Annotated in this window: 13 protein-coding genes; 7 read left to right on the top strand and 6 right to left on the bottom strand. The window is 60.6% G+C overall.

Going from position 1 to position 13,632, the window contains the following annotated elements; all coding sequences use genetic code 11:
• The first annotated feature begins 5 nt into the window (after positions 1–5).
• Complete coding sequence (locus DBR00_RS14035; protein ID WP_108487332.1) at positions 6–1,415, top strand: sigma-54 dependent transcriptional regulator; 1,410 nt, start codon at positions 6–8, stop codon at positions 1,413–1,415.
• 79 nt (positions 1,416–1,494) lie between these two features.
• Here the strand turns inward: DBR00_RS14035 and lapD are convergent, their stop codons facing one another.
• From lapD to DBR00_RS14015, 4 genes are all read right to left on the bottom strand, one after another.
• Positions 1,495–3,444: a cyclic di-GMP receptor LapD gene (gene lapD / locus DBR00_RS14030; protein ID WP_108487333.1), complete on the bottom strand. Its 1,950-nt coding sequence runs from the start codon at positions 3,442–3,444 to the stop codon at positions 1,495–1,497.
• A gap of 9 nt (positions 3,445–3,453) precedes the next feature.
• Positions 3,454–4,146: a cysteine protease LapG gene (gene lapG / locus DBR00_RS14025; RefSeq protein ID WP_108487334.1), complete on the bottom strand. Its 693-nt coding sequence runs from the start codon at positions 4,144–4,146 to the stop codon at positions 3,454–3,456.
• A 112-nt stretch (positions 4,147–4,258) separates the two neighbouring features.
• Positions 4,259–4,657 (bottom strand): YbaN family protein, encoded by a 399-nt coding sequence (locus DBR00_RS14020; RefSeq protein ID WP_108487335.1) that lies wholly within the window; start codon positions 4,655–4,657, stop codon positions 4,259–4,261.
• 9 nt (positions 4,658–4,666) lie between these two features.
• A complete protein-coding gene (locus tag DBR00_RS14015; protein ID WP_108487336.1) occupies positions 4,667–5,254 on the bottom strand; it encodes a YecA family protein in 588 nt (195 codons plus the stop codon).
• 166 nt (positions 5,255–5,420) lie between these two features.
• Between DBR00_RS14015 and recQ the strand changes: the two genes are divergently transcribed.
• From recQ to DBR00_RS13985, 6 genes are all read left to right on the top strand, one after another.
• Positions 5,421–7,547: a DNA helicase RecQ gene (gene recQ / locus DBR00_RS14010; RefSeq protein ID WP_108487337.1), complete on the top strand. Its 2,127-nt coding sequence runs from the start codon at positions 5,421–5,423 to the stop codon at positions 7,545–7,547.
• 100 nt (positions 7,548–7,647) lie between these two features.
• On the top strand, positions 7,648–8,811 hold the full coding sequence (locus DBR00_RS14005; protein WP_108487338.1) for a diguanylate cyclase: 1,164 nt from the start codon (positions 7,648–7,650) through the stop codon (positions 8,809–8,811).
• Positions 8,812–8,933: 122 nt separating this feature from the next.
• Positions 8,934–9,950 (top strand): DUF2804 domain-containing protein, encoded by a 1,017-nt coding sequence (locus DBR00_RS14000; protein WP_108487339.1) that lies wholly within the window; start codon positions 8,934–8,936, stop codon positions 9,948–9,950.
• Positions 9,951–10,054: 104 nt separating this feature from the next.
• Positions 10,055–10,489, top strand: a complete 435-nt coding sequence (locus tag DBR00_RS13995; RefSeq protein WP_108487340.1) for a MarR family transcriptional regulator — start codon at positions 10,055–10,057, stop codon at positions 10,487–10,489.
• A complete protein-coding gene (locus tag DBR00_RS13990; protein ID WP_108487341.1) occupies positions 10,489–11,892 on the top strand; it encodes a DHA2 family efflux MFS transporter permease subunit in 1,404 nt (467 codons plus the stop codon). Before DBR00_RS13995 ends, DBR00_RS13990 begins: the two co-directional genes overlap by 1 nt.
• Positions 11,893–12,100: 208 nt before the next feature.
• A complete protein-coding gene (locus DBR00_RS13985; RefSeq protein WP_108487342.1) occupies positions 12,101–12,388 on the top strand; it encodes a SelT/SelW/SelH family protein in 288 nt (95 codons plus the stop codon).
• On the opposite strand, the gene DBR00_RS13980 is transcribed toward DBR00_RS13985, so the two are convergent.
• Together DBR00_RS13980 and DBR00_RS13975 are read right to left on the bottom strand one after the other, a co-directional pair.
• Positions 12,389–13,240 (bottom strand): DMT family transporter, encoded by an 852-nt coding sequence (locus DBR00_RS13980; RefSeq protein WP_108487343.1) that lies wholly within the window; start codon positions 13,238–13,240, stop codon positions 12,389–12,391. It abuts the gene before it with no gap.
• On the bottom strand, positions 13,237–13,572 hold the full coding sequence (locus DBR00_RS13975; protein ID WP_108487344.1) for a tRNA-binding protein: 336 nt from the start codon (positions 13,570–13,572) through the stop codon (positions 13,237–13,239). Before DBR00_RS13975 ends, DBR00_RS13980 begins: the two co-directional genes overlap by 4 nt.
• Positions 13,573–13,632: the final 60 nt, after the last annotated feature.

Raw genomic sequence — 13,632 nt, 5'->3', positions numbered from 1 at the left:
CAGCCATGACGAGCAAAATTCTTTTGGTCGAAGATGATCGCGCGCTGCGCGAGGCGCTGGGCGATACCCTGGCGCTGGGTGGGCATGATTACCGGGCGGTGGAGTGCGCCGAAGCGGCGCTGTTGGCGATTGCCGAAGAGCCGTTTGGCCTGGTGGTCAGTGACGTGAACATGCCTGGCATGGATGGCCATCAGTTACTGGCGCAGATTCGCCAGCGTCAGCCGCAATTGCCGGTGCTGCTTATGACGGCTTTCGGTGCCGTGGAACGGGCGGTGGATGCCATGCGCCAGGGCGCGGCGGATTACCTGGTCAAGCCATTTGAACCGAAGGCCTTGCTGACGCTGGTTGATCGGCATGCATTGGGTCGGGTTTCTGTTAGCGAGCAGGACGGCCCGGTTGCCGAAGAACCCGCCAGCGTGCAGCTGTTGGCTTTGGCCACGCGGGTGGCGCAGAGCGATTCCACGGTATTGATTACGGGCGAGTCTGGTACCGGTAAAGAGGTGCTGGCGCGCTTTATCCACCAGCAGTCGCCGCGTGGCAGCAAACCCTTTATCGCCATCAACTGTGCGGCGATTCCGGACAACATGCTCGAGGCCACGCTGTTCGGCCACGAGAAGGGCGCATTCACCGGGGCAATTGCCAGTGCGCCGGGCAAATTCGAGCTGGCCGAAGGCGGCACCATTCTGCTCGACGAAATTTCTGAAATGCCACTGGGGTTGCAGGCCAAGCTGCTGCGCGTACTGCAAGAGCGTGAGGTGGAGCGGGTTGGCGCGCGCAAGCCGATTATTCTAGATATCCGCGTGCTGGCCACCAGTAACCGTGACTTGGCCGCAGAAGTGGCGGCGGGGCGCTTCCGTGAAGACCTTTACTATCGTCTGTCGGTGTTCCCACTGGCCTGGCGACCGCTTCGTGAGCGCCCGGCGGACATCGTGCCGTTGGCCGAACGCTTGTTGGCCAAATATGTGAAAAAAATGAATCACGCGCCGATTCGGCTTTCCCCGCAGGCGCAGATGAGCCTGATGAGCCATAGCTGGCCGGGCAATGTGCGCGAGCTGGATAACGCTATTCAGCGCGCATTGATCCTGCAGCAGGGCGGGCTGATTCAGCCCCAGGATCTTTGCCTGCTGGCACCTATTGGTTCGGCGGTTACGCCGCCTGCGCCGTCGCCGCTGTTGGCGGTGGTGGTCAATAGCACGCCTGCGCCGCAGGACGCCTCGCCGGCTGAAGCTGGTGCGTTGGGCGATGATCTGCGTCGGCATGAGTTCCAGATGATCATCGATACCCTGCGCGCCGAGCGTGGTCGTCGCAAGGAAGCCGCCGAGCGCCTGGGTATTAGCCCGCGCACCTTGCGCTACAAGCTGGCGCAGATGCGTGATGCCGGGATGGATGTGGAAGGTTATCTGTTTGCCAGCTGAACCACTGTGGATGGGCTCTAAGCGCTGTACTTGAATCGGGGTAGGCTGTACAGCGGACTACCCCGTTTGCGTTGGCGGATCAGTCTTTCCACGGTTCTGGCGCGCCCAGTAGGCGGCCCATTGCACCATATAGCCCCAGCTCCTTGAGCACTGCCAGCTCGCCCTCGGTTTCCACCATTTCCGCAATCAATGGCAGGTCGATGCTATTGGTGGCGCGGAACACTGCCTCGATAAACATGCGCTTGTCGCCTTCCTGGTCGATGGCGCGGATATAGGTGCCGTCGAGTTTCAGGTAGGCCAGGCCCAGGTGGGTCAGGTTGCCGATCAGGCTGAAACGTCCACCAAAGTGTTGCAGGCCCAGGCTGAAACCGGTATCGCGGATGCTCTGGCTAAGGGCTTCCAGCTCCGCGGCCGGTGGCAGGTGGCGTTCGTCCACTTCCAGCGTCAGCAGGTTGGCCTGCTGTGGGTGCTGGCGAAGAATGTCGAACATGCGTTTGAGCGTTTCGCTGTCGCGCAGGGTGGCCGCCGATAAGCTGAGTGCCAGCGGCGCCGCATGCTGGCTGAGATGGGCCAGGCAGTGTTCGAGCATGGCCAGGTCAAAGCGCGCAGTCCAGCCCAGGCGCTCAATCCAGGGCAGGAAGCGGCCGGCAGCAATGGCTTCGCCCTGTGGATCAAGCAGGCGCGCCAGCACTTTGAGGTGGAGTGTCTGTTGACGATCAGCACACCGCGTGACCGGTTGGAAATACAGTTGCAGCTTGCGCTTGTTCAGCGCGTCGTCGATCCAGGTACGCCATTCGTGCAGGCCCTGAGCCGGTTGTGTGTGGTAATCATCCAGACGTACCCAGTCGCGGCTCGGATCATTCTGCGCTTGTGCCAGGGCCTGATCCGCGCGGCTGATAACGTGGCCGGGTTCTTCGCCTGGACGGAAGGCGGCAATGCCCATATGGGCGACTGGCGTACAATCGCTGGCGCCCGTCTGGCGTAGACTTTCCAGGCCGCTGTGCAACTCACCGGCAAGCAGGTCAGCTTCTTCGCTGCCAATCCCAGGGGCCAGCAGGCTAAATTCGCCGCCGCGGCTGCGTGATGCCAACCAGCTGGCGCGCTGGGTTTTATTGAGCAGGCGCTTGAGCAGTTCGCCAATAGCGGCAATCAAGGCGTCGGTCTGTTGGCCGCCCAGGCGCTGGTTCAGCCCGCCGAGATCGTTAACCCTTAATAGAATCAGGTAGCCATCGGCATTTTGTTCGTTGATAACCAGTTGGTGAGCCAGGCGAATATCGAACAAGCGGCGGTTGGCCAAACCTGTGATGCTGTCCTGATAGGCCTCTTCGCGCAGTTTTTCGCTGCGCGCGGCCTCTTCAGCGAACAGGGTTTTCAGCTTTTCCACCATCTGGTTCATGGCGGTTACCACGCGCTTGAGTTCAGGGGTGCGCGGCACTTTGGGCAGGGTAAGAAACTCACGGCGAGAAATGGCCTGGGCCTGCTGCACCATGTTATCCAGGGGGCGCAGTTGGGTGCGCAGCAGCCAGCCGCCGAGTACGGCGCTGACCAGCCCGCAGAGCAGCAGCCAGAGCAGACTGCCGATGGCGCTGTCCCAGAGTTTGGCCAGGGCGAATTGCGGGTGGCTGAGCACCTCGACCCGCGCGGCCTGTTCCCAGCCGCGCATGATCAGCGCATCGCCGCCCTGGGGCTGCAGGTTCACCAACTCGCTGAACCAGGCGGGGACGGTTTCGGCGCTGGCATCGTCGCTGCGTCGTTCGACTATCACTTGGTCATTGGGGATGTGCACCACACGGATGCTGGTGAAATAGCCGCTGTCGAAGATCGAGCTGACCATCAGTTCGATCATTGCCGGATCATCCACGTGCGGTGTCATCGACAGGCCCAGTGCGGTTGCGGCGTCCTGCGCGTGGGAGCGCAGCTGGCTGAGCAGTTGTTCGCGGGAGCTTTCCACTCCGGCGATAAAACTCCCAGTAAAGGCCACGACCAGGAACAGGCAGATGGCGAGAAATAGCTGCTTGAGTAGAGACATAGGTTCCTCCTAGCCTTCGCCGATGGCGAAGCCCTCCGTGCGCATTTTTTTCAAGATGTCCTGCCAGCGCGAGAGCTTTTTGGAATCGCTCTTTTTGCTATTGGAGCCTGCGAGATAGAGCCCTTCGGCATTGAATGCATAGACCGGCAGCAGGTCTTTGCGCTGCGAGGCGGGTTTTATTTCATTGATCAGGTTGTCCAGCACCAGTGGTTCGGCACCGGGGCTGGCGTAGTAGGTCAGCACCATATGCGCCTGGTTGTAATTGAGTGCCTTGACGTAAGTGATGCGCAGCTTGTCGCTGGGAATGCCGAGGCGGCGCAGGGTGAAATACTTGGCGATGGAATAGTCTTCGCAGTCGCCGGCACCCTTGACCAGCATCTCGATGGGGGTGGCCCAGTAGTCGTTCTGTTTCCACAGACGAATATCATCGGTGAAGCGTATTTGCCGGTTGAAGAAGCGATTGACCTCGCTGAGTTTGTCTCTTTCGCTGCTGCTGCCACTGGCCTTGATTTGTGCTTCCCAGGCCAGGATGCGCTGTTTGGCGGCGCCGAGGCTGCCGTAGCGGCTTTCGGCATTTTTCAGGATCACGCCGAAGTCCCAGTTGGCCAGCGCGCTGGCCAGACCCAGCAGGAGTGCACTGCAGCCCAACGCGGCGCGCTTGAGCGATATTGAATTAAGGCTGCAGTACTGACGGGCTGGCATTTAAAACGCCTCGACCAGAGATCGAGCAAGTCTAGGTGCTGCCTATGCATTTTGCCGTATTTCGGCTGTGAATCCGCACCGGCCACACCCCCGACGAGGGCGGCGTGCGCCGCTAGGATTTGATCAGGGTCTTCTGCCTGAGGATATACAGGCTGACCAGCACCGCGCTGGTCAACATAAAGGCTCGTGCCCAGAACAGTGGCACCAGGTAGCACGACAGGCCGATGCTCAGCCACATCAGGCTGATGGCGTAGACCTTGCCCTTGAGCGGAATGCCCTGGCCTTCGAGGTAGTCGACGATCCACGGGCCAAGCTGGCGGTGATTGACCAGCCACAGGTAGAAGCGCTTCGAGCTGCGCATAAAACAGGCGGCCGCCAGCAGTAGAAAAGGCGTGGTAGGCAGGACTGGGAGGAAAATACCAACCACTCCCAGCGCCACGCTCAGCCAGCCGATGGCCAGCAGAGCATAGCGAAGGGCAGGGTTACGCTGCTCCTGAATCTCACGCGCCATGGCGCGTGCTTAGTGGTGGCGCGGTTTCAGAAGGGCCGGTTTTTCTTCCGGCGCATTGCACAGCAGGAACAGGGCGGTCAGCAGCTCGGGAATCTGATCAATCATGCTGTCGACCAGATCGCGGTCGCGGGCGATTTCAGCGAACTCGGGTTGCTCGTCGAACAGGCCGGAGCCGACCATGATCGGCAGCAGCAACTCGCTGACTTCATCTTCGGCATCGTCGAACCACACCGCCTCACGCAGAAACACGCCTTCCATGAAACCGATGCACCAGCCGCGCAGGTCGGAGTCGTCGGGCTCATCACCCAAGTCGAGCTCACACGGTACTTCCGGCTCATCATCGCTGGCCAGTTGGCGGGCGATATGGTTTTGCAGCTGAATCAGGGTCGCTTCGATCTCTTCACGTTCGGCATGACTGCGGTAATGCGGCGGTTCGGAGAACAGCGCGTCGATCCACTCGCGCTCGGGGACCTTTTCCGGGCAGATCGACAGGGCTGTCAGGTAGCCATGGGCGGCGATGTAGTCCAGTGCCTCTTCATGCAGCTCATCGGCATCGAGGAAGGCTTGCAGGCGGGAGAGTTGCTCGGCGAAGGACATCGGGGGCTACCTTGAGGGAGTAAACGAGGCTGAATTCTAGTCTAGAGCGGCCACAGCGGCCATAGCCGCAGGCCATGGTGGGTGAAATTCGGATCAAACTCCACCAGGCCTGCGCGTGCTCAAGTGGCACTTGCGTATAATGCGCGGCTTGTTTCGGAGACCTTTCATGCTCGAACACGCGCAACGCATCCTCAAAGACGTCTTCGGCTACGACAGCTTTCGTGGCCGTCAGGGGGCGATTATCGAGCGTGTGGCCAGTGGTGGCGATGCCCTGGTGCTGATGCCCACTGGCGGTGGCAAATCGCTGTGCTTTCAGGTGCCAGCGCTGCTGCGTGATGGCCTGGCCGTGGTGGTATCGCCGCTGATTGCGCTGATGGATGATCAGGTCGCCACCCTTGATGAGCTGGGCGTGGCCGCGGTGGCGCTGAACTCGACCTTGAGCGCCGATGAGCAGCGCGAGATCGCCGAGCGAATAAAGCGCGGCGAAATCAAGATGCTCTACCTGGCCCCTGAACGGCTGGTGCAGCCGCGCATGCTGGCGTTTCTGGAGAATCTGCAGATTGCCCTGTTCGCCATTGACGAGGCGCACTGCGTGTCGCAGTGGGGGCATGATTTCCGCCCGGAGTATTTGCAGCTGGGGCAACTGGCCGAGCTGTTCCCCAATGTGCCGCGTATTGCCCTGACTGCCACGGCGGACATGCGCACCCGCGAGGAAATCGTCCAGCGCCTGCATCTGCAGAATGCCGAGCGTTTTCTGTCGAGCTTCGATCGACCAAACATCTTCTACCGCATCGTGCCCAAGGAACAGCCGCGCAAGCAGTTGCTGAGCTTCCTCACGGCACGCAAGGGCGATGCTGGCATCGTCTACTGCCTGTCGCGCAAGAAGGTCGAGGAGGTCGCTTCCTTCCTGTCCGAGCAGGGTTTCCCGGCTTTGCCCTATCACGCTGGCCTGGCCAATGAGCTGCGTGCTTATCACCAGAGGCGCTTTCTCAACGAGGAAGGGCTGATCATGGTGGCGACCATTGCCTTCGGTATGGGCATCGACAAGCCCAACGTGCGGTTTGTCGCCCATCTCGATCTGCCGAAATCCCTGGAAGCCTATTACCAGGAAACCGGACGTGCCGGGCGCGATGGTCTGCCGGCGGACGCCTGGATGGCCTACGGCCTGCAGGATGTGATTTTCCTCAAACAGATGCTCAATAACTCCGAGGGTGACGAGCGGCACAAGCGCGTTGAGCAGCACAAACTCGATGCCATGCTGGCGCTCTGTGAGGAGACCCGCTGCCGACGCCAGGCGTTGCTTGCCTACTTCGACGAAGACATGCCGCAGCCCTGCGGGCATTGCGACAACTGCATCGATGGCGTGCAGACCTGGGATGCCACCGAGCCGGCGCGTCAGGCGCTGTCGGCGATTTACCGGACCGGCCAGCGCTATGGGGTGGGGCATCTGGTTGATGTCCTGCTCGGGCGCGATAACGAGAAAATCCGCGCTGTGGGGCATCAACACCTGGCGGTGTTCGGCATTGGCAAGGCACTGGTCGAAGGGGAGTGGCGCTCGTTATTCCGTCAGCTGGTGGCGCGTGGCTTGGCGGATGTTGATCTGGAAGGCTTTGGGGGGCTGCGTCTCTCTGACAGTTGCCGGCCTTTGCTCAAAGGTGAGGTCAGCCTGCAGCTGCGTCGGGATCTGAAACCGCAACAAAGTGCCAAGGCCTCCAGCAGTGCCGCCAGCCAACTGGTGCGTGGAGAGGAGCGTGGTCAGTGGGAAGCGCTGCGTGCCTTGCGGCGCAAACTGGCGGAAGAGCATGGTGTGCCGCCTTATGTAATCTTCCCCGATGCCACCTTGCTGGAGATGTTGCGCAGCCAGCCCAGTACCCTGGCTGAGATGGCGCGGGTCAGTGGGGTTGGTGCGCGCAAGCTTGAGCGCTATGGCGAGGCATTCCTTGAGGTGCTCGGCGCGGCTGATGAGGCGCCGCGCGCGGTGCTTGATCTGCGTCACGAACTGGTCAGTCTGGCCCGTGCCGGTATGACCCCGGCGCAGATTGCCGGACAGCTCAACTGCAGTGAAAAGAATGTCTACGGTCTGCTGGCCGAAGCCATCGCGAGGCAGCAGTTGTCGCTGGAGCAGGCGCTGGATGTGCCCGAGGCTTTACTGGGTGAAATACAGGACGCTTTCCTCGATGGCGAGGGTGAGCTGCCGCCGGTGGCGGCGATCAGCGAGCAGTTTGCCGGACGGGTTGAGCTGGGCATCCTGCACTGCGTGCGTGCGGCCTTGCAGGCGGAATTTGAGGCCTGATTGTTGCCTGCTGCGTCACCCGGCATCAAAGAGGCTCGCGCTTGTGGGCCTGGGTTTGAGCGGCTAAGGTGGGGTTAGGCATCCTGCTGCAGAGGTTCCGGTGTCACTCCCCCATGCCTGGCTAGATGATGTCCGCCCCAACCCATATGCCGATCAATTGGCATCGGGGTTTCGTTTGTTGCGTTTTTCTCGACCGCTTGAGCAGGAGTATCGCGATTACCTGCGCGATGACACTTATGAGCTCAAGCGCATTGCGCTGACGGTAGGCATTCTGGTCTGGCTGGCTTTCGCGGCATTTGACTTTGCCCTGATCAAAACGTCCGAAGTCTGGTGGATGCTGGCCATCCGCATGTCGGTATTCCTGCTGCTCTGTGTCTTTGGCGGATTATTGATTCAGCGCAAGTACATTCATTTGCTGCAACCGCTGAGTCTGGTCTGTGTGCTGGCACTCGGGGTCTCCGCGGCGCTGGTGGTGGGGATTGCGCACCGTGTGGATCCGGATTACCCCTACGAGGGGCTGCTGCTGATCTGTATGGCCGCCTATTTTCTGGTTGGCCTACGCCTGGCCGAAGCTCTGTATTGTTCATTGCTGGTGATGCTGATCTATGTGCTGGTGGAGGTGGTCATGGATGGCATTGACCTGCCCCGGTTGATCAACAACACCTTGTTTCTGGTGTTCGGCAACTTGATTGGTGCGGTGGGTTGCTACCTGCTGGAGTTCAAGTCGCGTGAGCATTTCCTGATTAGTCGGCTGATGCGGGTGTGGGCTGATCATGACAGCCTGACCGGCTTGCACAATCGGCGTAGCTTTAATCGTCAGTTCGAGCGGCTGTGGCGGCAGGCCAAGCGTGAGGAGCGCTGTCTGGCATTGCTGCTGTGTGATGTCGACCATTTCAAAGCGTATAACGATCGCTATGGCCACCAGGCCGGCGACAACGTGCTGCAGCGCATCGGCAGTCTCTTGCAGGACGCTGCACGGCGGCCCTTGGACATGGCCGTGCGCCTGGGCGGTGAAGAGTTCGCCGTGTTGCTGTATGACATCAGCGAGGCCGAGGCACGTAATCACGCCGAGGCTTTGCGTCTGACCCTGCAGGCCCTGAGCATCGAGCACACGGCTTCCGACACGGCGAATGTGTTGACCATGTCGATTGGTATTGCCTGCATTCAACCGGGCGAAGGTGGGGCGCTGGCGCAGTTGTATGAGCATGCCGATCGCGCGCTGTATGAAGCCAAGGCGTTTGGCCGCAATCAGGTGGTGGCCTGAGGCCGTGCTGCGTTGCGTGCCGGGTGGCCGATTTTGCCGCTGTGCTTGGCGCGTGCGGTGAATGCTGGCGTATGAGTCCCGGTGCTAGCATCCACGGCAGTTTCCTTTAGTGAAGTGCATCCATGGACCGACTGATTCAAGCCAACGGCCAGCCGCATTACGGCATTTTCCCCGCCGCTCCAGCGCTGATCAATTACCGTGATTTCGACTTCCGCTCGCCCATGGGGCGCAAGCTGGGTGCGCTAGCTAAATGGCGGCGTTTTCATCAGTTTCAGTATTTTGGCCTGATCAGTGACGAGCTGATTGGTGGCTGTGCTCTGGCCAATCTCAGCCTGCTGGGCGTGGGGTTTGTCTATCTGTTCCACCCGGCAAGTGGGCGCATGATTGAGCGGCAGTTCAAGCTGCCGCTGGGCTTTGGCAGTCAGTTCTCCCAGACCCCGAATCAGGGCGTGTGCGAGGTGCATTTTGGGCGTAACGTGCTGCGTTTGGAAAACAGCGCCTCTTCGCGGGAAAAGCGTTTGCTGGTGGAGCTGGATGATGGCACGCGTATCGATGCCTGTTTCTCCGAGGCAGAGCCTGCTTTTCAGCCGATGTGCATCAACACGCCTACGGCAGTCAATGGGTGGGTCTATGCGCAGAAAGTCGCGGGAGTCCGTTGCTCGGGCCAGGTACGCAGTGCGTTGGGGGATTTCGATCTGGCGCAAATCGGCGCCTTTGCTCACCACGACTGGTCGGCCGGCTACATGCGCCCCGAAACGCATTGGAACTGGGCGTGTCTGTCCGGTCTGGCGGGCGAGCAGCGGGTGGGACTGAACCTGTCCTGCGGAGTCAATGAAACCAGCTTTACCGAGAACTGCTTCTGGCTGGATGGTGAGCTGCTCAAGGTGGATACGGTACGCTTTGTCTTCGACCGTGATCTGCCACTGCAGCCCTGGACGATCACCTCCCATGATGGCCAGGTAGAGTTGCAGTTTGAGGGCCGTGGTCTGCACAAGGAGCGGCTGAATGTCGGGCTGTTGGCGAGTAATTTCAAACAGATTTTCGGTCAATTCAACGGCGTGTTGCGTCCATTCGGCCGGCCTTCGGTGCCGATCGACAACCTCTGGGGGTTTGTCGAAGACCAGTATGTAAAGTGGTGAAACACGTGTTAGAGGTGGTTCTAGTCCTTTGCAGGCTTGCCTCGGTAAAGGGGTTATGGTTAGCTGGCTAATAATTAGTTTTTTATAGTTAAGAGCCGTTGTCCATGTCGCACACCGATCAACACCGTTTTGCCATGCAAGTCGCCCAATTGTCACGCGCCTGGCGCGCCGAACTGGACCGTCGCCTGGTCGGCCTGGGCTTGTCGCAGGCGCGCTGGCTGGTGCTGTTGCACCTGGGGCGTTTTGCTGAACTGCCAACCCAGCGTGAACTGGCGCAGAGTGTTGGCGTCGAGGGCCCGACCTTGGCGCGTCTGCTCGACAGTCTGGAGGCCCAGGGGCTGGTCAGCCGTCAGGCTGTACCGGAAGACCGCCGCGCCAAGAAGATCGCCCTTAGCCCGCAGGCACGTCCGCTGATTGAAAAGATCGAAGCGATCTCCGCACAGCTGCGTAAGGAGGTCTTCGCGGGCATCGACGAAGACGAGCTACGGCGTTGCCAGAAGGTCCATGCCCAGGTGTTGAGTAACCTGGAAAAACACTGATGGGCGATGACCTGCAGACGCTGCAACAGCGCTTCGGTCCGCGTTATCCGCAGTGGCTGCTGGCGTTGTTGATGGTCGGCAGCATGGCCATGGTGCTGGCCTCTACCAGCATCAATGTCGCCTTGCCGGCGATCATGGCGGACTTTGCCATCGGTCGGCCGCTGGCGCAGTGGTTGTCCACCGGTTTTCTCGCGTCCATGACGGCGGGTCTGTTATTGGCCGCTTGGGCCCATGCGCGTTTTGGTGCGCGGCGTACGGCGCAGTTCGGCCTGTTGCTGTTTATCCTCAGTTCACTGCTGGCGCTGTTAAGCCATGCGGCCTGGCAACTGATCACGCTGCGTATCGTGCAGGGGCTGTGTGCCGGGATTGTTCAGCCACTGGCCATGGTGCTGATTTTCCGTGTATTTGCTGAAGGTGGCCGCGGTATGGCGCTCGGCCTGTATGGCCTGGGCGTGATGCTGGCCCCGTCCTTGGGGCCGGCCATTGGCGGCTATCTGGTCGATCATTTCGGCTGGGCTGCAATATTCTGGATGCCTTTGCCGATGTGCCTGCTGGCGCTGCTGGCCGGACAATGGCTGTTGCCGAGTGCCCGAGCGCGCAGCGCCCAGCGCCTCGATCTGCTGGCCTTTATCTGCTTGTGCGTATTCATCTTTGCGGCCTTGGGTTTTTTGGCTGAAGCCCAGCGTTTTACCTGGAGTGCACCGCGTGTTTGGCTACCGGGTGCGCTAGCGCTGATGGCCGTGCTGCTGTTTGTGCAGCGCAGTCGAGGGGCTTCACAGCCGCTCTTGCCTCTGGCGTTGTGGCGGCATCCCGGGTTTCGCAGTGCCAGCTGGGTGGCTCTGACCCTGGGATTGGGCCTGTACGGTTCGACTTACCTGATTCCGCTTTACCTGCAGACCGTGGACGGTTTCAGTGCCGGACAGGCTGGCATGCTGTTGTTGCCAGCTGGTTTGCTGATGGGGATGGCGTCCTTTCTCGGCGGCTGGCTCAGTGATCGGCTCTCGGCGGCTGTGCTGCTGAGCACCGGGCTGCTGATTTTTGCGCTGTCGGCTGCCGGGTTGGCCTGGGTCGAGCAGGGTGCGTCCTTTCTGCTGCTGTGCTTCTGGACTTGTGTCGGGCGCATCGGTCTGGGCATCCTGCTGCCGGCCTTGAGCACGGGTTCGCTGGATATTCTCAGTGCCGATGAGCTGGCTCAGGGGGCCGGAGCCATCACCTTCGTACGCCAGTTGGGCGGTGCTTTTGGGGTCAATCTGCTGACCTTCTTTCTGGAGTGGCGGCACAGCGCCGAGGGCGGTGATCAGTGGGCTGAACTGCTGGCTTTCAAGCAGAGTTTCTGGCTGGTAGCGGGCGTGTTCGTACTGACTGTTTTTGCCGCCTGGGGGGTAAGGTCAAAGCAACGCTGATTGTCTGGGGTGTCACTCTAGGTGTTTGTGCGCCGCGACTCGTCGAGACTCAGCCGGAGGGTGGCGAGTCTGTCCATCCGAGGCTGTTATATCGCTCATGCTCTGCAATGAGTGTGCAGTCGCACCCCTTGCAAGGTTTAGCGTCCCGGCGTTGAAGTATCGTGCGTACTGTGGCGTATGATCGTCCCACCTGTTCTGAGAAGTGCCCATGTCCAGCCATAAAGTCGAAGTGATCATCACCTATTGCACTCAGTGCCAGTGGCTGCTGCGCGCCGCTTGGCTGGCTCAGGAACTGCTCTCGACGTTCACCGATGACCTGGCCCGAGTCAGCCTGGAGCCCGGCACCGGTGGTGTGTTTCGTATCACCTGCGATGGGGTGCAGCTCTGGGAACGCAAGGTCGATGGTGGCTTTCCGGAAGCCAAAGTACTGAAACAGCGCTTGCGCGATCAGATCGATCCGGCGCGGGATCTGGGTCACAACGACCGCAGCCATTGATCACTTGGCCATTCGCGCCGACAGAAAGATCGCGCTGACAATCAGCAGCCCGCCCGCCAGCATGCGCAGGGTTGGCACCTCACTGAACAGCAGCCAGGCGAAGGCAATACCATAGATCGGCTCCAGGGCGAAAATCACTGCTGTGGTGCGTGCTGTGAGTACCCGCAGGCTGGCGACGAACAGGCTGTGCGCCAGGCCCGTGCAGAAGATCCCAAGCATGGCCATCCACAACCAGTCCTGAGCCTGCACGCTGGGCAGCGTCGGCCAGGCCAGCGGCAGGAATACCAGCAGCACGGTGAGGTTCTGGTACAGCGCCGCCTGGACTGGATCTATACCACGGGTGCTGGCGCGGTTGAGCAGCGACAGCAGGGCGAATAGCAGGCCGGAAAGTACTGCCCAGAGCAGGCCGTTGGTGGCCTGGCTGCTCAGGTCGAAATGCGGGGTGACCAGCACCAGACCCAGACAGACCAGCGCCACCATGGCGTATTCGACTGGTCGCGTGCGTTCTTTGAACAGCAAACCCTCCAGCAGCACGGTAAAGGCTGGAAAACTGGCAAAGCCGAGGGTGGCGATGGCCACGCCAGAGATATGCACAGACTCGAAAAAACTCCACCAGTGACCGCCAAGCAGTAAGCCGCCGAGGGCCAGTAGGCTGGCCTGGCGCAGACCAAGGCGGACCAGGCGCGCGTTACTGATCAGCTTGGCGAACAGCAGCAAAGCGGCCACGGCGAATACTGCGCGGCCGGCGGAGATCATCTGCGGGGTGGTGCTGGCCAGTTTGCCGAAGATGCCGGACAGGCCAAACAGCAGGGCGCCCAGATGGATCGCCCACAGTGCATTTCGTTGCTTCATGCCAGGCGTGCACCGTTCGGAACAGGATGCTCAAAGCTCGCCAGCACCACCTTGTTGTCGGCGTCGTACACGCCGGTTACCAGTATTTCCGAGCGCACCCCGGCCACCCGCTTGACCGCAAAATTGCACACGCAAAGGACCTGACGGCCGACCAGATGGGCGCATGGGTAGTGGGCCGTAAGCTGTGCGCTGGACTGCTTGATGCCCAGCTGGCCAAGATCGACTTGCAGCACGTAGGCCGGTTTATTGGCGTTCACATTGACCTCGGCCGACAGCACGGTGCCAACGCGCAGCTCGACCCGTTGAAAGTCTTCCCATTGGATTTGTTGCATTGCAGCGCTCCTCGGACTGATGGCAGCAGTCTAGGGCGCGATCAGGCAGAAGTCTGTCGC

The sequence above is a fragment of the Pseudomonas sp. HMWF032 genome, from assembly GCF_003060885.1.
GTDB lineage: Bacteria > Pseudomonadota > Gammaproteobacteria > Pseudomonadales > Pseudomonadaceae > Aquipseudomonas.
This window is presented reverse-complemented; position numbering and strand designations above follow the sequence as displayed.

Coding starts and splice junctions, on each gene's coding strand:
- DBR00_RS13975 (WP_108487344.1), bottom strand. CDS start 13,572: ATGCAACAAATCCAATGGGAAGACTTTCAACGGGTCGAGCTGCGCGTT.
- DBR00_RS14015 (WP_108487336.1), bottom strand. CDS start 5,254: ATGTCCTTCGCCGAGCAACTCTCCCGCCTGCAAGCCTTCCTCGATGCC.
- lapD (WP_108487333.1), bottom strand. CDS start 3,444: ATGTCTCTACTCAAGCAGCTATTTCTCGCCATCTGCCTGTTCCTGGTC.
- DBR00_RS14000 (WP_108487339.1), top strand. CDS start 8,934: ATGGACCGACTGATTCAAGCCAACGGCCAGCCGCATTACGGCATTTTC.
- DBR00_RS13980 (WP_108487343.1), bottom strand. CDS start 13,240: ATGAAGCAACGAAATGCACTGTGGGCGATCCATCTGGGCGCCCTGCTG.
- recQ (WP_108487337.1), top strand. CDS start 5,421: ATGCTCGAACACGCGCAACGCATCCTCAAAGACGTCTTCGGCTACGAC.
- DBR00_RS14035 (WP_108487332.1), top strand. CDS start 6: ATGACGAGCAAAATTCTTTTGGTCGAAGATGATCGCGCGCTGCGCGAG.
- DBR00_RS13990 (WP_108487341.1), top strand. CDS start 10,489: ATGGGCGATGACCTGCAGACGCTGCAACAGCGCTTCGGTCCGCGTTAT.
- DBR00_RS13985 (WP_108487342.1), top strand. CDS start 12,101: ATGTCCAGCCATAAAGTCGAAGTGATCATCACCTATTGCACTCAGTGC.
- lapG (WP_108487334.1), bottom strand. CDS start 4,146: ATGCCAGCCCGTCAGTACTGCAGCCTTAATTCAATATCGCTCAAGCGC.
- DBR00_RS14020 (WP_108487335.1), bottom strand. CDS start 4,657: ATGGCGCGTGAGATTCAGGAGCAGCGTAACCCTGCCCTTCGCTATGCT.
- DBR00_RS13995 (WP_108487340.1), top strand. CDS start 10,055: ATGTCGCACACCGATCAACACCGTTTTGCCATGCAAGTCGCCCAATTG.